20 protein-coding genes are annotated in these 25,230 nt (G+C 73.8%); 14 read left to right on the top strand and 6 right to left on the bottom strand.

Annotated features, from left to right (window positions below; all coding sequences use genetic code 11):
- Positions 1 to 11: 11 nt before the first annotated feature.
- The 4 genes from AC4BGE_RS10400 to AC4BGE_RS10385 all read right to left on the bottom strand — a co-directional run bounded on the left by AC4BGE_RS10400 (position 12) and on the right by AC4BGE_RS10385 (position 6,165).
- Positions 12 to 344: a hypothetical protein gene (locus tag AC4BGE_RS10400; RefSeq protein ID WP_490569117.1), complete on the bottom strand. Its 333-nt coding sequence runs from the start codon at positions 342 to 344 to the stop codon at positions 12 to 14.
- Positions 345 to 443: 99 nt separating this feature from the next.
- Complete coding sequence (locus tag AC4BGE_RS10395; protein WP_490575238.1) at positions 444 to 3,959, bottom strand: ATP-binding protein; 3,516 nt, start codon at positions 3,957 to 3,959, stop codon at positions 444 to 446.
- Complete coding sequence (locus tag AC4BGE_RS10390; protein WP_490575237.1) at positions 3,956 to 4,681, bottom strand: DUF4194 domain-containing protein; 726 nt, start codon at positions 4,679 to 4,681, stop codon at positions 3,956 to 3,958. Before AC4BGE_RS10390 ends, AC4BGE_RS10395 begins: the two co-directional genes overlap by 4 nt.
- A complete protein-coding gene (locus AC4BGE_RS10385; RefSeq protein WP_490569120.1) occupies positions 4,678 to 6,165 on the bottom strand; it encodes a DUF3375 domain-containing protein in 1,488 nt (495 codons plus the stop codon). The genes AC4BGE_RS10390 and AC4BGE_RS10385 overlap by 4 nt, the downstream gene beginning before the upstream one ends.
- A 151-nt stretch (positions 6,166 to 6,316) precedes the next feature.
- On the opposite strand from AC4BGE_RS10385, the gene AC4BGE_RS10380 reads away from it, so the two are divergent.
- From AC4BGE_RS10380 to AC4BGE_RS10360, 5 genes are all read left to right on the top strand, one after another.
- Entirely contained in the window at positions 6,317 to 6,721 is a 405-nt protein-coding gene (locus AC4BGE_RS10380) for a TOBE domain-containing protein (protein WP_490569121.1), read from the top strand.
- A complete protein-coding gene (modA, locus tag AC4BGE_RS10375; protein ID WP_490575236.1) occupies positions 6,718 to 7,509 on the top strand; it encodes a molybdate ABC transporter substrate-binding protein in 792 nt (263 codons plus the stop codon). The genes AC4BGE_RS10380 and modA overlap by 4 nt, the downstream gene beginning before the upstream one ends.
- Positions 7,502 to 8,290, top strand: coding sequence for an ABC transporter permease (locus tag AC4BGE_RS10370; RefSeq protein WP_490569123.1), 789 nt, complete (start codon positions 7,502 to 7,504; stop codon positions 8,288 to 8,290). The genes modA and AC4BGE_RS10370 overlap by 8 nt, the downstream gene beginning before the upstream one ends.
- Positions 8,287 to 9,339: a sulfate/molybdate ABC transporter ATP-binding protein gene (locus tag AC4BGE_RS10365; RefSeq protein ID WP_490569124.1), complete on the top strand. Its 1,053-nt coding sequence runs from the start codon at positions 8,287 to 8,289 to the stop codon at positions 9,337 to 9,339. Before AC4BGE_RS10370 ends, AC4BGE_RS10365 begins: the two co-directional genes overlap by 4 nt.
- A gap of 77 nt (positions 9,340 to 9,416) precedes the next feature.
- A complete protein-coding gene (locus AC4BGE_RS10360) occupies positions 9,417 to 10,253 on the top strand; it encodes a hypothetical protein (protein ID WP_490575235.1) in 837 nt (278 codons plus the stop codon).
- Here the strand turns inward: AC4BGE_RS10360 and glsA are convergent.
- Positions 10,250 to 11,206, bottom strand: a complete 957-nt coding sequence (gene glsA, locus AC4BGE_RS10355) for a glutaminase A (protein ID WP_490575234.1) — start codon at positions 11,204 to 11,206, stop codon at positions 10,250 to 10,252. The genes AC4BGE_RS10360 and glsA overlap by 4 nt on opposite strands.
- A 122-nt stretch (positions 11,207 to 11,328) precedes the next feature.
- Between glsA and AC4BGE_RS10350 the strand changes: the two genes are divergently transcribed.
- Positions 11,329 to 13,200 carry a gamma-glutamyltransferase family protein gene (locus AC4BGE_RS10350; RefSeq protein WP_490569127.1) on the top strand — a complete coding sequence of 624 codons (1,872 nt, stop codon included), beginning with the start codon at positions 11,329 to 11,331 and terminating at the stop codon, positions 13,198 to 13,200.
- 27 nt (positions 13,201 to 13,227) lie between these two features.
- Here AC4BGE_RS10350 and AC4BGE_RS10345 read toward each other — a convergent pair whose 3' ends face one another.
- Positions 13,228 to 14,712, bottom strand: a complete 1,485-nt coding sequence (locus tag AC4BGE_RS10345; RefSeq protein ID WP_490569128.1) for an MDR family MFS transporter — start codon at positions 14,710 to 14,712, stop codon at positions 13,228 to 13,230.
- A gap of 148 nt (positions 14,713 to 14,860) precedes the next feature.
- On the opposite strand from AC4BGE_RS10345, the gene AC4BGE_RS10340 reads away from it, so the two are divergent.
- The 8 genes from AC4BGE_RS10340 to AC4BGE_RS10305 all read left to right on the top strand — a co-directional run bounded on the left by AC4BGE_RS10340 (position 14,861) and on the right by AC4BGE_RS10305 (position 25,217).
- Positions 14,861 to 15,457, top strand: coding sequence for a hypothetical protein (locus tag AC4BGE_RS10340; RefSeq protein ID WP_490575233.1), 597 nt, complete (start codon positions 14,861 to 14,863; stop codon positions 15,455 to 15,457).
- Between the two features lie 386 nt (positions 15,458 to 15,843).
- Positions 15,844 to 17,181 (top strand): glycosyltransferase, encoded by a 1,338-nt coding sequence (locus tag AC4BGE_RS10335; RefSeq protein WP_490575232.1) that lies wholly within the window; start codon positions 15,844 to 15,846, stop codon positions 17,179 to 17,181.
- Positions 17,178 to 19,058, top strand: coding sequence for a right-handed parallel beta-helix repeat-containing protein (locus AC4BGE_RS10330; RefSeq protein WP_490575231.1), 1,881 nt, complete (start codon positions 17,178 to 17,180; stop codon positions 19,056 to 19,058). The genes AC4BGE_RS10335 and AC4BGE_RS10330 overlap by 4 nt, the downstream gene beginning before the upstream one ends.
- A complete protein-coding gene (locus tag AC4BGE_RS10325) occupies positions 19,055 to 20,305 on the top strand; it encodes a NosD domain-containing protein (RefSeq protein ID WP_490575230.1) in 1,251 nt (416 codons plus the stop codon). Before AC4BGE_RS10330 ends, AC4BGE_RS10325 begins: the two co-directional genes overlap by 4 nt.
- Before the next feature lie 19 nt (positions 20,306 to 20,324).
- On the top strand, positions 20,325 to 21,662 hold the full coding sequence (locus AC4BGE_RS10320) for a UDP-glucose dehydrogenase family protein (RefSeq protein WP_490575229.1): 1,338 nt from the start codon (positions 20,325 to 20,327) through the stop codon (positions 21,660 to 21,662).
- Between the two features lie 15 nt (positions 21,663 to 21,677).
- Entirely contained in the window at positions 21,678 to 22,760 is a 1,083-nt protein-coding gene (locus AC4BGE_RS10315) for an OmpA family protein (protein ID WP_490575228.1), read from the top strand.
- A gap of 85 nt (positions 22,761 to 22,845) precedes the next feature.
- Complete coding sequence (locus AC4BGE_RS10310) at positions 22,846 to 24,720, top strand: right-handed parallel beta-helix repeat-containing protein (RefSeq protein ID WP_490575227.1); 1,875 nt, start codon at positions 22,846 to 22,848, stop codon at positions 24,718 to 24,720.
- Positions 24,717 to 25,217, top strand: coding sequence for an O-acetyl-ADP-ribose deacetylase (locus tag AC4BGE_RS10305; protein WP_490575226.1), 501 nt, complete (start codon positions 24,717 to 24,719; stop codon positions 25,215 to 25,217). Before AC4BGE_RS10310 ends, AC4BGE_RS10305 begins: the two co-directional genes overlap by 4 nt.
- The last annotated feature ends 13 nt before the right edge of the window (positions 25,218 to 25,230 follow it).

Raw genomic sequence — 25,230 nt, 5'->3', positions numbered from 1 at the left:
CGCCGGGTCGGTCAGCGCAGGTTCTGGGATAGGCGGGCGACCGCCCAGAAGAGCGGGAAGGGCATCTCGGCGCTGAGCTGCTCGACCTCGTCCTCGTCGAGCCGGCGGAACTCGTCGGCCAGCCGGACGGCGTCGCTGTGACCGTGCAGGCCCAGCGGGTCGACCAGGCGACGGAGGGCGTCCAGCAGGGGGGCCGGCACCGACCGGTGCAGCTCCCGGCGGCCGGGGTCCGCGATGGCGTCCCAGGCCTTGAGGACCGCCCGTACCGGCAGCTCGTGCCGCTCGCGCCGGCGCGGGCCGGCGGCCCGGGTCCGGCTCGGGGTGGCGGTCAGCTCGATGGTCACGCGGACGACGGTAGGTCTCGGGACCCCCGCCCCGCCGGGAAAGCCCCGAAGTGCCGGCCGTCGGTCCAGACCACGGCCGTGGGCGGCGGCGCCGCCGGCTCACCGCCCGGCGAGCGGCTCGCCGTCGGTGATCGTGTGGATCGAGGAGAGCTGGGTCTCGGTGTCCTTGGTGACCAGCAGCAGCGTCTCCATGTGCGGCTCCAGGCCGGTGACCTTGTCCAGCGGCACCCCGATGACCAGCTGGAAGCCGAGTCCCTTCCACGCCTGCACCGCCCGGCCGGCGAACTCCGAGTCGGCCTTGACGAAGCCCTCGTCCAGCAGCACCGGGGCGAACCGGGGACGGGACCTGAGCTCGTCGCCGAGCCGGAAGCGGAGGGCGGAGCCGACGATGAAGGCGACCAGCTCCTGGCTCTCGCCCCCGCTCTTCTCCCCCAGCGTCCGGTAGGTCGACTTGAGCTCGCCGGTCAGCCGGTCGTAGCGCTCGGCGCTGATCTCCACGTGCCGGCGTACGTCGAGCAGCCTGTCGCGGTCCGCCCCGTCCGGGCCGGACTCGGTGGGCCGCAGCTGGGCCATGAAGCGGCTCAGCTCGGCGAAGCGCGCCTCCATCGCCTCCTCGTCGAGGTCCTTGGCCGAGCCCCGGGACAGGTGGCGAAGGTCGCGCAGGAACCCCTGCACGTGGGCCGGCGTCAGTCGGCGGAGCCGGATCCGGAGCCGGTCCTTCTCGGCGCCGAACTCCAGCCGCCGCAGGATCGCGTTGATCGGCTCCAGCCGGTCCTCGATCTCCTCCACCGAGGAGGACATCGCGCCGGCCAGCGGGACCAGGTCCTGGCCGCTCCACTCGGTGAGGCGGCGGCGCCACTCGGCCCGCCGCTTCGCCAGGCCGGTGGCCTCGATCTCGGCGAGGATCCGGGTGTAGTCGGCGCAGGAGTCGGGGCCGACGCCCAGGTTGGGGTCCTCCCACTGCAGCTGGTAGGCCCGGAAGATCGCCGTCAGCTCGCGGTCGGTGTGCTCGACCTCCACCTGGGCACTGGTGACCGCGGCGTGCAGCCGGGCCTGGAGCCGGCCGGTGTTGTCGTGGAAGCGCGCGAGGTCGCCGGCGTCCTCCGGCGCACAGGCGGCGGCGAACTCCTCGTCGAGCCGGCTCGCCTGCTCCGCGTCCAGCACGACCCGGCCGCCGCGCCCCATCCGCTCCAGCTCGTCGTTGACCTGGTCCTCCGCCTCGACCATCTCCGCGTGGGCGGCGTCCAACCCGCTGCGGCGCTCCTCCAGCTGGTAGCGGTGCCGGCGGGCCTCCTCCAGCGCCGTCTCCAGCTGCTCGATCTGCCCTTCCAGCACGGTGAGCCGGTCGTCGGTGCCCAGGATGGCGGCGCGGCGCTGTCCGAGCTCCTCGATCCGCCGGTCGCACGAGGGCACGTCGAGGTCGTCGAAGCCGTGGCTGCGGATCGCCTCGTGCGCGGCGCGGCGCAGGTCGAGCAGCCGGGTCTCCTGCTCCACACCCGCGAGCCGGGCGTCGAACTCGTCCAGCGAGACCTCGAGGGAGGCCAGCTCCTGGTCGATCTCGGCCAGGGAGTCGCCGTTGCTGAAGCCGATGATGCTGCGCTGGTCGCCGCGGCCGTGCGAGCCCCGACGACCCGAGCGCGTCTGCCCGGCCAGGGTGACCCGCAAGCCGTCGCCGGACAGGTCCCGGGCGTCCTCGACGCACAGCGCGTTGCGCGAGGGATGCGCGACGTGCCGGGCGACCCAGCCCCGGAAGGGCGAGTCCTGGAGGAGGAGCTTGCCCGCCACCCGGTCGGCGTCCGGGACGCCGGTCTCCTCGAGGTCGAGCTCGGCGCCCTCGAAGGTCAGCCGGCCCCGCAGCGACAGCGAGTCGATCGCGGCGGAGAAGTCGTCGAGGCGCTCCAGCGGGACCAGCATCATCCGCGCGGAGCTGCCCAGCACCGTCTCGATCGCCGTGCGCCACCGTGCCTCCTCCGGCGCCACGTCGATGAGCTCGGCCACGAAGGGGAGCTCGTCGGGGCGCAGGCCGCTCGCCCGCGCCACCTCGTGCCGGATCGCGTGCAGGTGGGCGGGGACCCGGCCCGCCCGGCCCTCCAGCGAGGCGCGCTCCTCCCCCAGCGTCTTGCGCCGGGCCAGCAGCGGGTAGCGGGCCGCCATCACCTGGTCGCGCTCGGCGACGAGTGCGGCGAGCTCGGCGGGGTGCTCGGCCAGCCAGCGCTCGGCCCGGTCGACGAGCGCGTGGTAGCCCTCCCGGGAGCCCAGCGGGCCCGCCTGGTCGTCGTCGGCGTCCAGCTCCAGCAGCGCCCGCGTCCGCTGGAGCAGGGCCTCGCGACGGGCGGAGCGCTCCGCCCGCAGCGCCACCTCCCGCTCGATGTCGGCGGCCAGGCGCTCCAGGGTCGACCCGCCGGCCTCCCGGTGCTCCTCCCTGGCCGCGTCCAGGTCGGCGGCCAGCGAGGCGACCGCACGGCCGCTGGTCTTGAGCTCGTCGGCGACCCGGGCACGCTCGCGCCGGTTCTCCTGCACGGCCGCCTCGAGCAGCCGGGCGTGGGTCCGGAGCATCCAGAGCCGCACGGGGGTGTCGCCCTGGGCGGTGACGCCGAACGCGTCCAGCTCCCGGGCCCGCGCCACCGCGGCACTGCGCCGGGCGGAGAGCTCCACGATGGGCGCGAGCAGCTGCTGCTTGCGCTCCTCGGTCTGCATGGCGAGGTAGGCCGACTCGAGGTCGTCGAAGTGCTCGACGGCGCGGTCGGCCGCCGCGAAGGTCGCGGGCCGCTCCAGCACCATCTCCTTGTAGAGCTCGTCGACGCTGCGCACCTGGTTGCCGGCCTGGATGCGGGCCAGCAGCCGCAGCGCCTTGGCGCCGTCCCCGTTGGCGCCGATGCCGAGGCGGGCGTGCAGGGTCGCCGCGAACTCGGCGTAGGTGCGGTGCACCCGGGCCCCCGGGTGCAGCTTCTTGATCGTGTTGGCGTGGAAGCGGTCCGGGACCGCGGCCTCCAGGGTGGCCAGGTCGAGCGCCGAGTCGAGGGTGACCAGCTGCATCGAGACCTCGCTCGACCGGGTGGCCCGCCGGGGCACGTAGTAGGTGCGCAGCACCGTGAACCGACGCTGCTCGTCGTTGACGAAGGTCGCCGAGACCGCGCCCCAGGTGTCGCTGCCGCGCCCACGCAGGAGCCGCTCGGTGGGGCGGCCGGTGCGGGGGTCGTCGACGATGTCGACGGCGCCGCGCAGGTAGGAGAGCAGGTTGCGCTGGCCCAGGCTTCGCGCCCGGCCCGCCGTGGCGTCGTTGGAGGCCCCGTTGAACTTCGTGTCCGAGGGCATCATCAACGCCGTGTAGGCGTCCAGGACGGTGCTCTTCCCGACCCCGGAGGCACCGGAGATCATCGTGGTGTCGCCCCGCAGGTCGACCTCGACCCGGCCGGAGAAGCCGCCCCAGTTGACCAGCTGGAGCGTCTCGGCGCGCCACTGCTCGGTGTCGTCGGACGGCGTGGCCACGGTCTCGCGGTCGAAGAGCCCGTCGCTGACCGCGCCTTCCTCGTCCAGGTCGTCGTCCGGGCTCGCCTCCCGGACCAGCTCCTCGAGCTCTCCGTCGAGCTGGTCGAGGTCGGTGTCGTGGGTCATGCGCGAAGCTCCTCGTCGTCGCCGTCCGGGGTGGCGCCCGCGACCTGCTCGGAGAAGAGCGGGTCATCACCCGGAGCGGCCGGGTCGTTGGTCTGCTGGAGGCTGACCAGCAGCTCCTGGAGCCGCTCCAGGGGCAGCAGCGACTCGATGGCCTCGCTGATCTCGAAGCGGTGGTCGGTCGGGGCCCCGATCAGCAGCCCCGCCTTGTTGATGCTGCTCACCGCGTTGCGGGCCCGCTTGTCGTCGCCCGAGACGTCGGTGGCGTGGGGCGGGCGGAAGCCGGCGACGTAGTCGACGACGTCGTCGCGGTCCACGAAGACGCGGTCCTCGCCGGCGGCGGTGGCGACCCGGTAGCGGTCGCGCAGGTGGACCAGCACGACGGTCTCCTCACGGGACCAGGCCACGTCGTGCAGGAGCGTCGGGAAGCGGTGGCCCGTCTCGGGGACCGCCTGCCGCTTCCAGGCCACCTCGCGCACCGGGTCGACCTGGAGCTCCAGGAAGAGGTCGTTGAGCCGGGAGCGGATGACCCGCTCCCGGCGGGTCAGAGCCTGCCAGGCCTGGGGGTGGGTGCGGGCGCTGATGAAGCGCTGCTTGAGCAGCGCCACCAGGGCCCGGCGCTCGGCGAGCTCCAGCTCGCCCTCGTCGCCCTCGAAGAGCGAGACGGAGGCGGTGTCGTGCAGCAGGTCCTCGGACGGCTCGGTGGGCAGCTCGGGTGTCGTCATCGTGCGTCCTCCTGGGGCAGGTCGGGGTCAGGCAGGGGGACCCGGGGCACCCGGAAGGTCCGTTGGGAGCCGTCGGGACGCACGGCGCGGTAGGTCTCGGTGCCGGCGCCGGCACCCAGGCCCCGGTCGGTCGCCAGGTGGAGCAGGCCGAGGATCTCCACCGGCCGGCGCAGCGAGGGCTCCAGGGAGTCGAAGAGGGCACCCAGCGAGGCCGCCGGATCCAGGTCGGTCAGCGCCTGGTCGAGCCGGTCGCGCAACGCGGCCAGCGAGGGACCGCCCAGCGCCATCAGTTCCGGGTAGGAAGGTCCTTGCGAGGCCGCCGGGGCGAGGTCGGCCAGGCGGGCCGGGACGACGTCGTCGGCGGGGTCGTGGAAGCGCTCGCGCAGGTGCTCCACCTCGACCCGGCCGGGGAGCAGGTCGGTGGTGACCTGGGCGCGCGGTCCGGTGGTGGCCATCCAGGTCATCAGCTCGGACTCGATCTGGCGCAGCGTCTGCTCCAGCTCACGGTCCCGGGTGGCGTCGTGGGAGACGATGTACTCCTTGAGCGTGGAGGTCACCCGCGAGCGCTGGGAGAGCACGCGGTCCAGTCCCTCCCGGATCAGCCGCACGGTGCCCCGCAGCTCGGCCCGCTCGCCGTCGGCGAGCAGCCGGTCCGAGAGCGGGTGCTCCAGCAGCGCGCCGAGGTCGGCGCGGAGCTGCTCGACCATCGTGTCGTCACGCAGCAGCGCGAAGGCGCCCTCGAAGGCGCGCCCCTCCGGCGTGGCGGTCATCAGGGCGTCCGCGCGGGCCAGGTAGTCGTCGATCACCTCGCCCGCGGGCCGCGCCTCGGAGCGGAAGGAGGCGAGGATCTCCGCCCGGATCTGGGCGAAGCGCTCCTCGACCCGGGCGAAGTCGCTGGGCAGCGCCGAGATCAGCGACTGCAGCTCGGTGAACCCCTCCAGCATGTAGTCGGGCGTCGGAGGCTCCATCTCGGCGCCGTCGACCAGCCGGTCCCGCTCGGCGCTGAGCCGGGCGATCTCGGCGTTGAGGATGGTCACCCGCGCCGTCCGGTCGGGGTTGGCCTCGCTGTTGAACCGGCGCACGGTGCTGATCAGCGTCGCGATCCGGTGCTCGCTCAGCGTGGCCCGGTCCCGGGACAGCGCCTTGACCAGCTCCAGGGCCTGCTGGGCGTGCGAGGTGAGGACGTAGACCTCCCGCCCCCCGTCGTCCAGGGTGCGCACCAGCCACTGCCCGCGCATCCACCGCAGGCAGACCTCGCGCCCGCTGCCCGCCGGCACGTCGGGCTCGCCGGCCGACCGGAGCTGGCTGAGGTGGTCCTCGACCTGCGCGTGGAGGCGGGCCGTGGGGACGGGGCGGTTGTCGCGGCCGAAGGCCGACCTGAAGACCGCGATCACCACCGGCGCCTGGCGCTGGTGCAGCAGGGTCAGCGTGGGCTGCCTGAAGGCACCCCGGACGCGAGCCAGCTCGCTGGCCACCTCGCTCATCGGGCTCCTGCTCTGCTCGTCGGTGCGGTCGTGTCGGCACGCGGTCCGTCGCCCATCACGACAGGTGCGGCGAGACAGCATCCCACCGACCGGCCACGGACCGGGCTTGCGGGGTATCCCGCACCGCACCTGCGGATCTATGCTCGGCTTCATGCCGCAGATGAGGATCCGCGAGGCCGCCTCCTACCTCGGGGTCAGCGACGACACGGTGCGTCGCTGGGTCGATCGCGGCCTGCTCGGCGAGTCCGTCGACCAGGCCGGGCGCAAGGTGGTCGACGGCTACGAGGTGGCGCAGGTGGCGCGCCAGCAGGCGAGACCCCCCGGGGCGCCCGGCCAGACGATCAGCTCGGCGCGCAACCGGTTCGTCGGGCTGGTCACCGACATCCTGGTCGACGAGGTGATGGCCCAGGTGGAGCTCCAGTGCGGGCCCTTCCGGGTGGTCTCCTTGATGAGCAGCGAGTCGGTGCGCGAGCTGGGCCTCGAGCTCGGCTCCGCCGCCGTGGCCGTGATCAAGTCCACCACCGTGATCGTCGAGACGACGGCCTCGGGGTCGTGAGGCCGGCGACGCCCCGCCGCCTGCCCGCCCGGCTGGCCGTCCTGCTGCTCCTCGGCCCGGTGGCGGCGGCCGGCCACGGCTGCTCCCCCGGCCCCGACGCGGGACCCACCCTCGTCGTCCACGCGGCCGCCTCGCTGGCCGGCCCCTTCGAGGAGCTCGCCCGGTCCCTCGAGGCGGAGCACGACGACCTCGAGGTCCGGCTCAACCTGGCCGGCTCCTCCGACCTGGTCTCCCAGGTCCTCCAGGGTGCCCCCGCCGACGTGGTGGCCACCGCCGACGAGGCCACCATGGCGACGCTGGCCACCGAGGGGCTCCTGGAGGGCTCCCCCCGCCTGTTCGCCGCCAACTCCCTGCGCATCGTGGTCCCCGCCGGCAACCCGGCGGGGGTCACCTCGTTCCCCGACCTCGCCGCCCCCGGGCTCGACCTGGTGGTCTGCGCCCCGCAGGTGCCGTGCGGCGGCGCCGCCGGGCGCGCCGCGGCGGCAGCCGGGGTGAGGCTCGCCCCGGTCAGCGAGGAGCAGTCGGTGACCGACGTGCTGGCCAAGGTCGCCTCGGGCGAGGCGGACGCCGGGCTGGTCTACCTCACCGACGCGCTCCGGGCCGGCGACGAGGTCGAGACGGTGCGGTTCGCCGAGTCGGTCGCGTCCCGCACGGTCTACCCGATCGCCGTGGTGGCCGACAGCCCCCGGCGGGCGCTGGCCGAGGAGTTCCTCGACCTGGTCACCGGGCCGGCCGGCCGGAACATCCTCGCCGCGGCGGGCTTCGCCCGGGCGCCCGGCGATGGGTGAGCGGGAACGGGCCGGGCTGCCCCGGTGGATCTACCTCCCCGCTGCGGTGGGTGCCTGCTTCGTGCTCCTGCCCCTGGTCGCGGTGGTGCTGCGGACCCCGTGGTCGGACTTCGCCGGCCTGATCACCTCCACGGCCTCCCGCGAGGCGCTCTGGCTGAGCCTGCGCACCTCCGCGGCCAGCACCCTGCTGTGCGTGCTGCTGGGCGCCCCGATGGCCATGGTGCTGGCCCGGACCCGGTTCCGCGGGCAGGGCGTGCTCCGCTCGCTGGTGCTGCTCCCGCTCGTCCTGCCTCCGGTGGTCGGCGGCATCGCCCTCCTCTACACCTTCGGCCGCCGCGGGCTGCTGGGCGAGACCTTCGAGGTGCTCGGCCTCCAGATCGCCTTCTCCACCACGGCGGTGGTGATCGCCCAGACCTTCGTCGCCCTCCCCTTCCTGGTCGTCAGCCTCGAGGGCGCCCTGCGCACGGCCGGCGAGCGCTACGAGGTCGTGGCCGCCTCCCTGGGTGCGGGTCCGACCACGGTCCTGCGCCGGGTCACCCTGCCGCTGGTGCTGCCCGGTCTCCTCTCCGGCGCCGTGCTCGCCTTCGCCCGTTCCCTGGGTGAGTTCGGCGCGACGATCACCTTCGCCGGGAGCCTGCAGGGGGTCACCCGGACCCTGCCCCTGGAGATCTACCTGCGGCGCGAGACCGACGCCGAGGGCGCGGTGGCGCTCGCCCTGGTGCTGGTGGTGGTGGCGGTGCTGGTGATCGGCCTGGCCCGGCCGGGGCGGGGCAACCTGTGAGCCTGGTCTACTCGGCCCGGGTGGCCGGCCGCGGGGTGGAGGTCGCCTTCGAGGTCGCCGAGGGCGAGACCGTGGCCCTGATGGGGCCCAACGGGGCGGGCAAGTCGACCGTCCTGGAGGTGACGGCCGGCCTGCTGCGGCCCGACCGGGGCCAGGTGGTCCTGGACGAGCGGGTGCTCACCCGCTGCGGACTCCCCCACCCGGCGCAGGTGGCGCCGCACCAGCGCCGCGTCGCCCTGATGGCTCAGGAGCCGCTGCTGTTCCCCTTCCTCACCGCCCTGGACAACGTCGCGTTCGGCCCCCGCGCCGCCGGTCTCGGCCGCCGTCCGGCCCGGGCCCTGGCACGGCGCTGGCTGCGCGAGGTCGGGCTGGAGGACCTGGCCCCCCGTCGGCCGTCCCAGCTCTCGGGAGGTCAGGCGCAGCGGGTCGCCCTGGCCCGCGCGCTCGCGGCCGACCCCCGCCTGCTGCTGCTCGACGAGCCGCTGTCGGCGCTCGACGTGGAGGTGGCCGCGGCCCTGCGCCAGACGCTGCGCCGGGTGCTGGCCGACCGCACGGTCGTGCTGGTCACCCACGACCTCCTCGACACCCTGCTGCTGGCCGACCGGGTGCTGGTCCTCGACGAGGGCGCCCTGGTCGAGGAAGGCACGAGCACCGAGGTGCTGTCCCGCCCGCGCAGCACCTTCGCCGCGAGCGTGGCCGGGCTCAACATGGTCCGCGGCACCTGGCGCCGCGGGGCCGCCCACTCCCCCGACGGGCTCCGGGTCGAGGGTGAGACCACCGCGCCACCCCCGGCCGAGGGCGACCCGGTGGTCGCCGTGTTCCCACCGAGCGCCGTCTCGGTCTTCCCCCGGGCGCCGGGAGGCAGCCCGCGCAACGTGTTCGAGGTGACGATCGAGGAGCTCGAGCCACGCGGCGGTCAGATCCGGGTGCGGGGCGGCCGGCTGGCGGCCGACGTGACCGTGCGCGCCGTCGCGGAGCTCGGCCTCGTCCCCGGCGCGCGGGTGGTCTTCGTGGTGAAGGCCACCGAGGTCGCGGTCTACGGCACCTGACTGGTCTCGCCGCCCCCGCCGTGACGATCACGCGCGGCCGTGGCCCACTCACCCCCGTGCTGGCATGGTGGACGGTGATGGCTGAGGAAGACGAGAAGAAGACCAGCGGGCTGGACATCGACTGGCTCCGTACCGTCGGTGCCGCCCTGGCGGCCGTGACCAGCGCCGTGCTGCTCTCCACCCTGGGTGCGGCCGGCACGATCATCGGGGCCGCGCTGGGCAGCGTGGCGGCCACCGTCGGCACCGCCCTCTACACCCAGGGACTGGCCAAGAGCCGGGAGACGGTCCAGCGGGTCGGCGCGCTCAAGGTGGGCGCGGCCCAGGAGGAGGTGCGCCGGGCGAAGGGGAAGCAGTCCGACCCGGACGCCGTGCGCGACCACCTGAGCTCCGCCCAGGAACGGCTCTCCGAGGCCCGGACCGAGCTCGAGGACGACCCGCGGCCGACGCTGGGAGAACGGCTCTCGGCCCTGCCCTGGAAGAGGATCCTGGTGACGGCCGCCGCAGTCTTCGCGCTGGCCCTGGTCGCCATCACCGCCTTCGAGCTGGCCACCGGCCGCAGCGTCGGCTCCCGCACCGGTGGCGGTGGGGACGACCGCGGCACCACGATCGGCAACATCACCGAGGGCGGCTCCCAGGACTCCGACGACTCCGACCGTGATGGGCGCGACAGCCGGGACGACGAGCCCACAGGCTCCCCCTCACCCTCATCCTCGCCCTCGCGCTCGCCCTCGCCCACCGAGGAGAGCTCCCCGAGCGGGACCCCCGAGCCCACTGCGTCCCCCACCGAGACGCCCACCTCGCCCGAGGCACCGGCCACCACCCCGGCCCAGTCGCCCTCGGAGCCCCTGGGGAACGCGCCGACGCCCGCCCCGACGCCGGAGGCCACCACCCCCGCCGACCCGGGCACCGGCTAGTCCCCGGCACTCCGACGCGGGGCGAAGTCGTGGAGCCCGAGCGCCTTGGAGACGGCAACCCCGGCCTCCAGCCCACGCACGCTGTTGCCTCGCTCGTCGAGCCGCGGGCTCCACGCGGCGAACCCCAGACGCCCGGGGGCCACGGCCAGCAGCCCCCCGGAGACCCCCGACTTGGCCGGCATCCCCGCCTGGTGGATCCACCGGCCGCTCCCGTCGTACATCCCGCAGGTGGACATCACGCTGAGCACCTCGGTCGCCACCGACTCCGGCAGCACCCGCTCCGGGCCGCCCGGCACCAGGCCCCACCCGGCCAGGGTGGCACCCATGGTGGCGAGGTCGGCGACGGTGACCGTGATCGCGCAGAGCCGCGCCAACGCCTCCACCGCGTCCTCGACCGGGCACTCCAGCGTCCCGCCGGAGCGCATCAGGTAGCCCAGCGCCCGGTTCCGGTCGGCATGGTCCAGCTCGGTGCGCACCACCTCCTCGTCGACCTCGAGGGGCCGGCCCGCCGCCCGCGAGCAGACGTCCAGGACCCGCGCGACCCGCTCCCCCACCCCGTCCCCCGCGACCAGGGAGGCGGCCATCAGGGCCCCCGCGTTGACCATCGGGTTGGGCGGGCGGCCGGTCTCCTGCTCCAGCACCAGGGCGTCGAAGGGCTCGCCGGTGGGCTCCACCCCGATCGAGTCGTGCACCCGCTCCCCGTGGTCGGCCAGGGCCACGGCATAGAGGAAGGGCTTGACCACCGACTGGATGGGGAAGCCGACGTCGGCCTGCTCGGTGACCGCGAGCTCGCCCTCGACCGTCCGCACCGCCAGGCCGAGGCTCCGGGCGGCCTCCTCGCCGACGCTTGGGTCGCCCACCTCGCCGGAGGTGTCGCTGAGCAGCCTCTCCCGCTCGGCACGGAGAAGCCCTGCGAGGTCCTGGTCGGTCGCGGCCCGGCGGTCTGCGGTCATGACCCGCGAGTGCCCGTCGCGCCTCCGGCCCAAACCGGCCCGGCTCCGGGCGGGAGGTGACACAGTGGGCGCGGCCGGCCGCCACAGGGGCCTCGCCGGCCCACGAGCGGGGAGGGTTTGGCGTGCGTCGAGCGTCCGAGCGCCGGGGACGCCGGTTCGGCCGGCTACGACGGTGGTCCACGCGGGCGGGCATCGGACTGCTCGCCCTGACGGTGGCGCTGGGCTGCTTCTACGCGACGCTGCCCAAGGGGCCGCGTGACCCGATGGAGTTCGAGAGTCCCGTCGGGGTGACCCGCCCGCTGGCCACGGGCTCGGAGTACGCCGTGGTGGCGGGCACCCCGTGGGCCGCGCAGGTGATGCGCGACGTGCTCGAGGGCGGCGGCAACGCCGCCGACGCCGCGGTCGCGGGGCTGCTGGCGCTCAACGTCACCTTCGGGGAGGCCGCCGCCTTCCCCGGGGTGGCACCGCTGCTGCACCGCGAGGCCGGGACCGGCCGGGTCTCCAGCTATGTCGGGGCCGGCACCGCCCCCGCCGCCGCGACCCTGGAGCGGTTCCGCGCCCGGGGCTGGGAGGAGGTGCCCGAGATGGACGTGTGGGCCCAGCTCCTGCCCGCCTCCCCCGACGTGCTGGTGGCGCTGCTCGCCGAGCACGGCACCATGAGCTTCGGGGAGCTGGCGGCGCCCGCCGTCGACCTGGCCCGGGCCGGGTTCCCGGTCCACGAGGTGATGGCCGCCAACCTCGACTTCTCGTTGGTGGAGCGGATCGGGTTCCAGTTCCTGCTGCCGTACAACGCGGAGGTCTACACCCGCCGGGAGTGGTGGCGGCCGATCCATGTCGGGGACAGGTTCACCAGGCCCGACCTGGCGGACAGCCTCGAGGCGCTGGCCGCCGCCGAGCAGCGCGCCCTGGCCGCCGGAGGCGACCGCCGCGACGGGTTGCAGGCCGTCCGCGACCACTTCTACGAGGGCCCGCTGGCCGAGGCGATCCTCGAGCTGCACGAGGACGAGGAGGGTCTCTTCACCGCCGAGGACCTGGCGGGCTACCGCGGCGGGTGGGAGGAGCCGGTGCAGGCCGAGTTCCGCGGGCACCGGATCAGCACCAACCGCACCTGGAGCCAGGGCATCGTCGTCCCGATGGTGCTCAAGATCCTCGAGGAGGTCGACCTCGAGGCGATGGGCTGGGGCTCGGAGGAGTACGTCCACACCGTGCTCCAGGCGATCGACCTCGCCATGGCCGACCGGGAGGAGCTCGTGGCCGACGAGTCGTTCGCCGACGTGCCGGTCGCGGAGCTGGTCTCCGCCGAGCACGCCGCCCGGCGCCGCGCCGAGATCGGTGAGACCGCCTACGACGGCACCCCGGCCCCGGGCCGGGCCGCCACCGCGACGCGGCCGCACACCCCCGCCCCCCTGCTGGGCAAGGACACCTCGCACCTGGCCGTCGTCGACGCCGAGGGCGGCTCGGTCACCTTGACCCCCAGCGACTTCCCGCTGACCCCGATGGTGCCCGGCACCGGACTCACCCTCGGCAACCGGATGACCCAGTTCAGCCTGGACCCGGCCGACGTCAACCGGCTCGAGCCGGGCAAGCGGCCCCGGATCACCCCGCACGCGGTGATGGTCGACGAGGCCGACGGCGGCCGGATCTCACTGGGCACGCCGGGCGGCGACGTCCAGGCCCAGACCAACGTGCAGGTGCTGCTCAACGTCCTGGTCTTCGGGATGGACCTCCAGGAGGCGGTCCAGGCACCCCGCTTCCGGTCGCTCAACTTCCCCAGCTCGTTCGTCCCCCACGTCACCGAGCCCGCGACCATCGAGCTGGAGGGCGAGCTCTACGACGAGCTCCACGCAGGGCTCGAGGCCCGCGGCTACACCGTCCGCGAGGTGGCGCGCTGGGACCACGTGATGGGCGGGGTCGGCATCGTGCGGCGCCTGCCGGACGGCAGGGTCCAGGCCGGTGCCGACCCGCACGAGAGCACCACCGCTCTCACCCGCTGACCTCCCCCCGCCGCGGCGAGGAGCGGGTCAGACGGAGGAGTCCGCCAGCTCGGCGTCCGCAGGCTGGTGGGGACCGGTCTCGACCACCGGGTCGGGTCGTCGCACGAAGAACGCACCGGCCACCGCGAGCAGCGAGATGGCGGCACCCCACAGCAGGGCGGAGTGGATGCCGTCGGCCAGCGCGGAGACCTCGGCGGCACCCCCGTCCACCCGCTCGGCGGTGGTGCGCGTCATCACCGTGATGAAGAGCGCGGTCCCGGCAGCACCCGCGACCTGCTGCAGCGTGCTGACGATGGCGCTGCCGTGCGAGTAGAGCGCCCGCGGCAGGGAGCCGAGCGCAGCGGTGAGCAGCGGGGAGAACATGAAGGCGAGCCCGATGTTGAGGAGCACGTGCCACCCGATGACCGCCGCCACCGAGGTGTCGGCGTCGAGGGTGGTCATGCCCCACAGCGCGGCGCTGGCGACCGCGGCACCCGGCGGCACCAGCGGACGGGCGCCGTAGCGGTCGAAGAGTCCCCCCACGACCAGGCCGAGCGCGCCCAGCGTGAGACCACCCGGGAGGAGCATCAGGCCGGTGTCGAGCGGCGAGAGCCCCTGCACGCTCTGCAGGTAGATCGGCAGCAGGATCAGCGTCCCGAAGAGCGCCATCATGCTCACCGCCACCAGCGCGCTGGCGAGGGCGAACGCCGGGGTGAGGAACACGCGCAGGTCGAGCAGGGCGGCGTCGCCGAGCCTGACCTGGCGGACCCCGAAGGCGACCAGGGCCAGGACACCCACGGTGAGCGGGATCCAGATCGGCATCAGCGGGTCTCCCTCGGCTGCCTCGCCGATGCTGCTGAGCCCGAAGACCAGCCCGCTGAAGCCCAACGCCGACAGCACCACGGAGGGGACGTCGAGGGGCACCCGCTGCGGCTCGGTGACGTTGCGGATCCACAGGCCGCCGAAGACGGTGGCGGCCAGGGCGATCGGCAGCACCAGCCAGAACATCCAGCGCCAGCTCAGCTGGTCGAGCACCACGCCGCCGATGGTGGGGCCGACGGCCGGGGCGACGGCGATGACGATCGAGATCAGGCCCATCGTCCGGCCCCGGCGCGCGACCGGGACGACGTTGAGGACGGTGGTGAAGAGCAGCGGCATCATCAGGGCGGTGCCGACGGCCTGCACGACGCGCCCGGCCACCAGGACCGGGAAGACCGGGGCGCTGGCGGCCACCAGGGTGCCGAGCAGGAAGCTGCACATCGCCATCAAGAAGACGGTGCGCAGGGAGAGACGGGTCATCAGGTAGCCGGTCACCGGGATCACCACGGCCATCGTGAGCATGAACGCGGTGGTCAGCCACTGCGCCGTCGCGGCGCCCACCTCGAACTCCACCATCAGCTTGGGCAGCGCGACGCTCATGATGGTCTCGTTGAGGATCACCACGAAGGCGGCCGCCACGAGCAGGGCGATGAGGCGGCCGACACGTGGGGACTCCGTCGGTGCGGTGGTCACGGGCGGGGTGGTCGAAGTCAAGAGGGGCTCTTCCGTGAAGGCGTCGGCCACCCGGCGGGTGTGGCCGGGACGAGAACGTCCTCCCGCCCCGTCTTTGTTCCTGGCGCGCGAGCATGACCCCGCTCACGTCCGCACGACAGCGGGCCGTCGGTGCCCCTATCGTCTCGCCATGCGACGCACGGGGGTGGGGGCGGTCACGGCGGGGCTCTGCCTCGCTCTCGCGGGATGCGCCACGGGGGGTTCCGAGGAGGAGCCGCGCGCGGCCTCCAGCCCCCAGCCGGCGACCGGCGCAGCCGACGCCTCTCCGGGGCCGGCCACGGCGTCACGGTCCCCGAGGCCTCCCGACGCCGGTACGCCGAGCACCCCCGCGCCGTCCGCGTCCGGCGACGCGGTCGCGGCGCCCGCCTTCGGGAAGCGCTTCAGCTACCCCGACGGTCTCACCGTCCGGATCGGTCGCCCTCGGCCTTTCAACCCGTCGGCATGGGTGGAGCCTCGCCGGGGCGACCCGATGCGCTTCCCCGTGCTGCTCCACAACGGGAGCGACGAGGAGTTCAACCCCAGTCAGCTCCACGTGCGGCTGCGCTCGACGTTCGCCGAGGCCGGGCAGATCTTCGACTACGAGCAGGGCGTCATCGCCCGACCGGAGCGCCGCCTGCCTCCCGGGAAGACGGTCCGCTTCGCCGTGGGCTACTGGGTGACCGACCGCGACGACCTGGTCGTCGAGGTGGCGCCCGGTTTCGAGTACGCCAGCACCACGGTTCGCTGACTCCGGGACGCCGGAGGTCGTGGGGCCTCGGCCCGTGCGGCCATGTGTCGGGCAGGTAACAGGGCACGGGCGGGCGCCGGGACACCGGAGTCGGCCGGCCTGCACCCGGGGGGCTCCGGTGGCCGGCGATCCGCACCGGAGTTGGGTAAGTCGACCCCCAGGACTGGGCATAGCGGACGTCAGGTCTTGTCACACCCGCCCGAAAGCCCCGGCGATCGGGACCGTCTTGGCGGTGACACGGACTTAACCGGAGGTTCTTCCCAGCGACACCCCGCCACGACCGCCCGGCCACACCATGGAAGGACGCGCTCGGGCCGCGTAACCACATGAAGTCATCGGGGGATCGCGCCGCAGGGTGCGCCCTCCAGGCATACCCGGGGGCAGACATGAACGACCTACTCAGCCGGCTCGACCTCCACGGCCTCGACGTCTCGACCCTGCGGGCGGCGTTCCCGCTCGCCGTCGCGGGCGTCATCGTCTGGGCCCTGTGGCTGTACCGCTGCATCCTGTCGGCCCGTGCCGAGCCCGTGGTCAACGACTTCTCGACCACCACCTCGGTCGTCGTCCCCTCCTACCACGAGGACCCGGACATCCTGATGCAGTGCGTCGCCAACTGGCGCTCCCAGGACCCGACCGAGATCATCATCGTCCTCGACGTCGCCGACACCGAGGCCTACGCGCGGCTGCGACGCCTCGAGGACCCGGTCATCCGTCCCGTCCTCTTCAAGCACGCCGGCAAGCGCTCGGCCCTGGGGGTCGGCATCCGGATGGCGACCTCCGAGCTGCTGCTGCTCACCGACTCCGACACCCGGTGGGAGCCCGGACTCCTCGAGAACGTCCAGCGCCCGTTCCAGGACCCCGAGGTGGGCGGGGTGAGCACGCAGCAGAACGTCTTCCAGCGACGGACCAGCGTCTGGCGGCGGATCGCCGACTGGATGGTCAACCTCCGCTACTACAACTACGTCCCGGCGATGGGTGCCGCCGGCGCGGTCGCCTGCATCTCCGGCCGGACGGCGGCCTACCGGCGCAGCGTCGTCCTGCCGGTCCTGGAGAACCTGGAGAACGAGTACTTCCTCGGCCGCCGGTGCATCGCGGGCGACGACGGCCGGCTCACCTGGCTGGTGCTCTCCTCGGGCTACAAGACCGTCCACCAGTCCTCGGCCAAGGCACTGTCCATGTTCCCCGACACCTTCCGGGCCTTCGTCAAGCAGCGGGTCCGCTGGAGCCGCAACTCCTATCGCTGCTACCTCACGGCCGTGTACAAGGGATGGTTGTGGAAGGTCCCGTTCGTCACCAAGGTCACCGTGCTGCAGATCCTGCTCACCCCGGTGACGATGGGGATCACCCTCGGCTACCTGTTCCTGAGCCGGCTCGAGCTGACCGGCACCAGCGCCGCGCTCGCGGCGACCTGGCTCCTGGTGGGCCGAGGCATCCGCGGCTTCTCGCACCTGCGCCGCCACCCCCAGGAGATCCTCCTGCTGCCACTGCTGACGCTGGTCGTGATCCTGGTCGCCCTTCCGATCAAGCTCTACGCGTTCCTGACGATGAACAAGCAGGGCTGGCTGACGCGCACCGCCGACTCCGTCGGCGGCGAGGGCCAGACCGCGGCGACTCTCACCGAGACGGAGCCGGCGAACGAGAGGCGCGGCCCCGCGCCGCTCGGGCCGCGGGTCCCGGTGCAGAGCCGCCCCCGAGGGACCGAGCTCGCGGGGGACGTCCGATGAGCCGCCCTCTCTCCCACGGCACCGCACGGGCCGCGCGGGCAGTCGTGGCGGCGCTGGCCGGCCCCGTGATCCTGGTCGGCCTGGGAGCGGGCGCACCGGCTCACGCCGAGGAGGAGTCGTCCCTCTCCGAGGGACGCCCCTACCCCGGCGACCCGGAGAAGGAGTCGGCACTGGTCGCCGCCGAGGACGCACGCCTGGTGGAGGTACGCACCGTCGGTGTCCTGGCCAGCTGGAACGAGCAGCCGATGAAGAGCCCTTACCGGTTGGCCACCGGCTCGGCGTACACCCTCGTCCTCACCGAGCGCACCGAGCCCTACACGACCGAGGACCTGCTGCTGCTGGCCCCTCAGACGTTCGTGCGCCGGCCGGACGGCGCCTTCCTGCTCTCGGAGAACATCGTGGTCGAGGCCGGCGCCACCCTCAACCTTGCGGACCCCGGAGGGCTCAAGCTGCTGATGGCCAGCGACGCCGACGGCTTCGTCTCGATCATCAACGACGGCGGCCGGCTCAACATCGCCGGCACCGAGGGGGCACCCGCGATCGTCACCAGCTTCGACCGCGAGGAGGAGACGACCGACCCGCTGACCGACGACGGTCGCGCCTACATCCGCTCGATCGGCGGACAGGTCTCGGTCTCCGACGCCCAGCTGCGGGCGCTCGGCTTCTGGAGCGGTCGCACCGGCGGGCTCTCGCTCACCGGCACCGACCGGCCCAACAGCGGGTCGCTGGACCGGCTGGCCGACTCGCTCGAGGTCGGCCAGGTGCCGAGGAACGCGCCCGTGGTGAAGGGGAACAAGAACTCCGCGCTCAGCGAGGTGCTGCCGGCCGGTGACCTCCCCGTCCCCGTGGTCGACGTGGACGCCCCGCGCTACAGCTTCGTCTCGGCCGCCCTGAACCGCACGTCGGTGACCCACAGCGCGTTCGGCCTCTTCGTCTCGGGGGCCAACGGGCTCGACGTCCGCGACAGCACCTTCGACGACAACCTGGTCTCCGGCCTGGTGCTGCACCGCTACGTCGTGAACGCCGTCGTGGAGGGCACCTCGACCAGCGGCAACGGCCAGGACGGGATGGTGCTGGCCCGCGCCACCACCGGGATCGTCGTCTCCGAGGCCCGGGCCGAGGAGAACGCCCACAACGGCGTCACCATCTCCGGTCGCCCCCTCGCCGAAGGGCCGAGCGCGACCGGCACCAGCGTCGGCAGCTACGGCAACAACACGATCTCCAACAGCGTGGCGAGCGGGAACGGCCGGTACGGCGTCGAGGTGATCGGCGGCACCAGGGTGCGGGTGCTGGCCAACGAGGTCCACGGCAACGGGGTGGGCATCGTGGTGCGGGACGCGGCACGCGAGGTGTCGGTGATCGGCAACACCGTCGCGGCCTCCGACACCCAGGGGATCGCGGTCCGCGACGGGGTCCGGGGCGGGGTCGTCTCCGGGAACCTGGTCAGCGGCGGCGAGACGAGCCTCTACCTGCGTGACTCCGAGGCGGAGGTGGACCACAACACGATGACCGGCGCCTCGAGCCACGCGGTCAGCGTCGTCGGTTGGGCGGGCGGGACCGTGGTGGACGCCAACACGCTCAGCGGGCGTGGGCCCAGCGCGATCGAGACGAACCGCGCCGAGGAGCTCGACCGCGCCGGGTGGGACAACGACACGAGCGGCTGGCGCGACACCACGCCGTTCCTGGTGACCCTCAAGCGCTACCTCCAGCCGCTGACCCTGATGTGGCTGGTGCTGGGGGCGCTGCTCCTCTTCACCGCGCTGCGGGGAGCCCGGGCGCGACGCGAGAAGCGGCACCCCTACGACGACAAGCGACCGCTCTACGACCCCTCGGCGGTGGTGCGGGCCGACCGGATCCCCGAGAGGGCCGGCCGATGAGCGTGCCCTGGTGGCCCGGACGCGCCGCCGACGTGGCCGGCGGCGCGCTGCTCGGCGTGCTGCTCACGGTCCTGGTCGCGCTGGTGTGGCCGGATGACGAGGCCGGGCCCGAGGCCGGACCGGCGGAGGTCCCGACCGTGACCGTGCCGGCGGCACCGACGCTCGGTCCGGTCGCCACCGACGGGCCCAGCGACGACGAGACCGGGACCCCCGCCGCGGTGGAGCCGTCGGACGAGGACGACGAGGGAGACGAGGGAGACGACGACGAGGGCGAGGGCGAGGACGACACCGAGCCCTCGGAGGCGCCGGTGCTTCCCGGCGCGCCGCCGGCCGGGACCGGCCCGTTGCCCGACACCACCCGGGTGACCTGTCCGGGACCGACGACGACCGTGGACTCGGCCGACGCGCTCGCCGCGGCGCTGGACGAGGCGGAGCCCGGCGACAGCATCGCGCTGGAGGACGGGACCTACGCCGGGGAGTTCGTCACCACCGCCTCAGGCACCGAGGACGACCCGATCTGGCTCTGCGGCTCGCAGGGCGCGGTGCTCGACGGTGGCGACGTGGAGGGCGGCTACACCCTCCACCTCGACGGCGCGACCCACTGGAGGCTGGTCGGCTTCACCGTCTCGGGCGGGCAGAAGGGTGTGATGGCCGACGGCACGGTCGGGTCGGTGATCCAGGGCCTCACCGTCACCGGGACCGGCGACGAGGCCGTCCACCTGAGGTCGCACAGCACCGACAACGTGGTGCTCGACAACACCATCAGCGACACGGGGCTGCGCAACGACAAGTACGGCGAGGGCGTCTACATCGGCTCGGCGGTGAGCAACTGGTGCACCTACACCGACTGCCAGGCCGATCGCAGCGACCGCAACGTCGTGGATGGCAACACGATCTCCGAGACCACCTCCGAGGCCGTCGACCTCAAGGAGGGCACCACCGGCGGGGTGGTCTCGAACAACACCTTCGACGGCTCCGGCCTGACCGGGGCCGACTCGTGGATCGACGTCAAGGGCAACAACTACCTGATCAAGGACAACACCGGCACCCAGGCCACCGAGGACGGCTACCAGACCCACCAGATCCTCGACGGCTGGGGCGACCACAACGTCTTCACCGGCAACCACGCAGACGTCCGCGGCCCCGGCCACGCGATCGCCTCGTGGCCGGAGGAGTCCAACGTCGTGCGCTGCGACAACACCTTCACCGACGCCGGCGAGGGGCTCAGCAACATCCCGTGCACCTGACACCCCAGGGGGAACCACCATGAGCATCACCCAGCAACGCCCGCGTCTCACCGTCCTCGGCACCGGCTACCTCGGCGCCACCCACGCCATCTGCATGGCCGTCCTGGGCTATGACGTCCTGGGGGTCGACACCGACCGCGCCAAGGTCGAGGCCCTCGCCTCGGGCAGGGTGCCGTTCTTCGAGCCCGGCCTCCCGGAGATGCTCCGCAAGGCCCTGGACTCGGGCCACCTGTCGTTCACCACCGACCTGGCCGAGGCCGGCGAGTTCGGCGACGTCCACTTCATCTGCGTCGGCACGCCGCAGATGAAGGGCTCCGACGCCGCCGACCTCAGCCACGTCGAGGGTGTCGCCCGCAACCTCGCGCCCCACCTGCGGCGCCGCTGCCTGGTGGTCGGGAAGTCGACCGTGCCGGTCGGCACCGCGGCGCGCCTGACCACGATCCTGCAGCACAACGCCCCGGCCGGGACCGAGGTCGAGCTCGCCTGGAACCCCGAGTTCCTCCGCGAGGGCTACGCCGTGGAGGACACCCTCCACCCGGACCGGCTCGTCTTCGGGGTCGCCTCGCCCTGGGCCAGGGAGCGCCTGGAGGAGGTCTTCGCGCCGCTGCTCGACGAGGGGGTGCCGGTCGTCGCCACCGACCTGGCGACCGCCGAGCTGGTGAAGGTCGCAGCCAACTCCTTCCTGGCGACGAAGATCTCCTACATCAACGCGATGGCCGAGGTCTGCGAGGCGACCGGTGCCGACGTCCAAGACCTGGCCCGTTCGCTCTCCTTCGACTCCCGTATCGGCGGTCGCTTCCTCAAGCCCGGCCTGGGCTTCGGGGGCGGGTGCCTGCCCAAGGACATCCGCGCCTTCGTCCACCGCGCCGAGGAGCTCGGAGTCGGCCGGTCGGTGGCCTTCCTGCGCCAGGTGGACGCCATCAACAAGCGCCGCCGCGAGCGGACGGTCGACCTGGTCCGGGACGAGGCGGGCGGGCGGCTCGAGGGCGTCCGGGTCTGCTGCCTGGGTGCGGCGTTCAAGCCGAACTCCGACGACGTGCGCGACGCTCCGGCGCTCGACGTGGCCCGCATGCTCCAGCAGGAGGGGGCGATCGTGACCGTCTACGACCCGGAGGCGATGGAGAACGCCCGGCGCGCCTACCCGGACCTCCGCTACGCCCACGGAGTGCTCGAGGCGGCCGACGGGGCGGCTGTCGTGGTGCTGCTCACCGAGTGGCAGGTGTTCCGCGAGATCGACCCCGAGGTGCTCGCCACGGTGGTCGCGGACCGCGCGGTGGTCGACGGCCGGCACGCGCTGGACGCCCCGGCCTGGCGGGCGGCGGGCTGGACCTACCGTGCCCTCGGCCGGGCGAGCTGAACCGGCGGGCCCGGCATGAGCACGGACAGCCCGAGGGGATGTCGGGGCGGGCTGTCCGCCGCCGGTCCGGCCGGACTGCTGGTCCTGGTGATCACTCTGGTCGGCGCCTGCCGTGACGACCAGACGGAGCCCGGGGCTCTCGGGGGCAGTCCGGCCGGGCCCTCCTCCGCGCCGCCCACGGGCGGAGCGTCCGACACGCCCCCGCCTGAGCCCGACCCCGCCTGCGAGCCGGGGCCCGACCGGGAGGTCGAACCCGTCCCCGACGTGGTGGTGCCGGAGGTCGAGGTGCCGCCCGTGGTGGACTCCGACGGCACGGTGCTCGCCCCCGGTCTCCTCATCCCCGGCCAGGTCGTCGAGGGAGGCTGCGTGGTCCGTCACCGGGCGCCGGGGGGCTGTCTGGGGGCGGTGGAGGTGACGGCCGCCACCATCCCACCCGCGGTCATCCCGGCGACCGAGGTGGGTGAGCGGGTCTATCCCGCGGTCACCGTCCCGGGCGCGACCGTGCCGGGAGCCCGTGCGGAGCAGGTGTGCCGGGTCGCCCGCGACGGTGCCCTGGTCGGTGTCACCCGGGCCGGCGTCGTCCGGGAGGGCTTCTCCCGCGACGGCGCCGCTCGGCCCGGCGACGACCTGGTCGAGACCGTGCGCCTGGAGCCGGTGCGGGTGCCGGACGTCGACGTCGATCCGGAGCGGCTGGAGTCCCGGCCCCTCGCCGGGAGCGGAGGGCTCAGCGTGCTCGAGGGCCGTGGCTCCACCTCGTACGTCGCCTCCTCGGGCGTGCTCTTCGACAGCGACTCCGCGACCCTGAGACCGGCCGCCAGGGACGCGCTGCGTGCCGTCGTCCGGCGGATCCGCTCGGCCGGGGCGGCCGGTGAGGTCCTCGTCGAGGGGCACACCGACGACCGCGGCGACGAGGCCTACGGGATGCGCCTGTCCCGGGCACGGGCCCGCAGCGTCGCCGACTGGCTGGTGCGCGACGGGGGCCTGGACCCCGACGCGGTCCGCACCAGGGGCTACGGGGAGACCCGTCCGGCCTATCCCAACGACAGCGACGCGAACCGGGCCAGGAACCGGCGGGTGGTGATCACGGTCCCCCGGTAGCGATTGCTCCATTCCTCGTGTGGGCGGCCCGACCCGGACCTACGATCGGCCTTCCGGATATGCCGTCCTGCCCCGAGGATCCCCGATGGACTTCTCCGCGCACCCCCACCTCCGTGTCCTCGCCCTCTCCGTCGCCCTCTCCTGCGGCCTCGTCGGCGTCGCCGCGGGTTCCGGCGGCGCCTCGCAGGAGGAACGGGAGACCGTGGTCCTGGACGAGGGGTTCGACTCCCCCGCGGCCGCTCGCCTCTTCCGGGGCCGCGCGGGCGACTGGCGGGTGGACGAGGGACGTTACGTCCTCACCAGGCCCCGCGCACGAGCTCGCACCGCCTCGCCCCGCACCGCCCTCCGGCTCCTGCGCACCCCCGTCGCCGGCACGCAGTGGCGGCTCGAGGCCACCCTCCGGGCACGCGGCCCGGAGTACTCGGTCGTCTTCGACCACCGGGGCGGGCGGCACTACTCCTACCTCCGCGTGGACCGGCGGCGCGCCCGGTCGGGGGTCTTCGTGATCCGCGACGGGGAGGAGCGCCGGCTCACCGGTCTCGACGCCCGGGTCCCGGTCAACCGCCCGCACGTGGTGACGCTGGAGCGGACGGCCGACGACCTGAAGGTCTACCTGGAACGCCCTGGCCGCGGTCGCAGGCTCGCCACGCGCCTGGAGCTCGCGAGCAGCGCCGACGGACGGGTCGGCCTCGCCAGCCGGCGCTCGGGGCTCGCGCTGGACCAGCTGCGGATCACCGCCCCGGTCCGGCCGACCCCGGTTCCCACGGCCACGCCCTCGCCGTCCCCGTCGGCGTCCCCCTCCCTCTCCGCGTCACCGTCAAGATCACCCGCGCCGTCGGTGTCCCCCTCGCTCTCCCCCTCGCCGCCGCTGTCCCCCTCCGGGTCCCCCTCCCCGTCGCTGTCCCCGTCGGCGTCGCTGTCCCCGTCGCCGTCCGGCGCCCCCACGGGCGCGCCGCCCGAGCCCCCGCCCACCCCGTCCGCCACGCCCACGCACACGGTCCCCGCCCCGGGAGGGCGCGCCGTGGGGGTCTCGACCTCCGCGGAGCTCAGCGCGGCCCTGGCCGACGCCCGGCCGGGCGACGTCATCACCGTGGCCGACGGCACGTACACCTCCAAGGGGCTCAAGGCGCCGCTGGTGATCGGCGGCAAGCAGTACGTCGGCACCTTCGTCGCCTCGGTGCCCGGCACGGCCGACGCGCCGATCGTGCTGCAGGGCTCGCGCGGGGCCGTGATCGACGGCAAGCCGGGAGCGGTCGGCACCGGCACGCAGTACGGCCTCTACCTGGCCGGTGCCGACCACTGGCGGGTCCGCGGGATCACGGTGACCAACGTGTCCAAGGGCGTGGTGCTCGACCGGTCCAGCCACGTGGTCCTCGAGGGACTCGAGGTGCACGAGACGGGCCAGGAGGGCATCCACCTGCGCTCCTTCTCCTCCGACAACGTGGTGCGCGACAACGTGGTCAGCCGCACCGGCCGGAAGAACGAGACCTACGGGGAGGGCATCTACGTAGGCAGCGCCAACTCCAACTGGGGCACCTACAGCGACGGTCGCCCGGACGCCTCGGACCGCAACCTGATCCTCGGCAACGTGATCAGCGAGACCGGTGCCGAGAGCATGGACATCAAGGAAGGCACCACCGGCGGGACCATTCGCGGGAACTGGTTCGAGGGCGCCGGGATGACCGGGAGCTGGGCCGACTCCTGGATCGACATGAAGGGCAACGGCTGGCTCGTCGAGGGCAACCACGGCGTCAACGCCCTGCTCGACGGGTTCCAGGTGCACACGGCGCTGGCCGGCTGGGGCAACGACAACGTCTTCGCGGACAACCGGGCCGAGGTCAACGCCGACGGGTACGGGTTCTCGGTGCAGAAGGGTGCCACCGGGAACCGGATCTCCTGCACCAGCAACGTCGTGACCGGTGCGGCCGCCGGGCTCAGCAACGTAGCCTGCACCGGATGAGGGTCACGGTCGTCGAGGGCGACATCACCGCCCAGGAGGTCGACGCGGTCGTCAACGCCGCCAACCGGGCCATGCGCGGGGGCGGCGGGGTCGACGGCGCCATCCACGCCGCCGGCGGCCCGGAGGTCCTCGAGGAGTGCCGTCGCCGGTTCCCCCGGGGCCTTGGGACAGGTGACGCCGGCTGGACGACCGCGGGGCTCATGCCGGCGCGCTGGGTCATCCACGTGGTCGGCCCGAACTACCGCGCCGGGGAGCGGGACCGCACCCTGCTGACCTCGTGCTACACCCGGGCCCTGGAGGTCGCTGACGAGCTGGGCGCCCGGACCGTGGCGTTCCCGCTGATCAGCGCGGGGGTCTACGGGTGGCCGAAGGACGACGCGATCGCCGCGGCCCTCGAGGTCTTCCGCTCCGCCCGGACCCAGGTCGAGGAGGCCAGGATGGTGGCGTTCGGCACGAAGACGTTCGACCAGATCACGGAGGCACTGGGCTCCGGCTGAGACCGGCATCCGC

It is taken from the genome of Nocardioides sp. Z50_6 (assembly GCF_058215755.1).
Note: the sequence above shows the minus strand (reverse complement) of the source record. Positions and strands in the feature narration are given on the sequence as shown.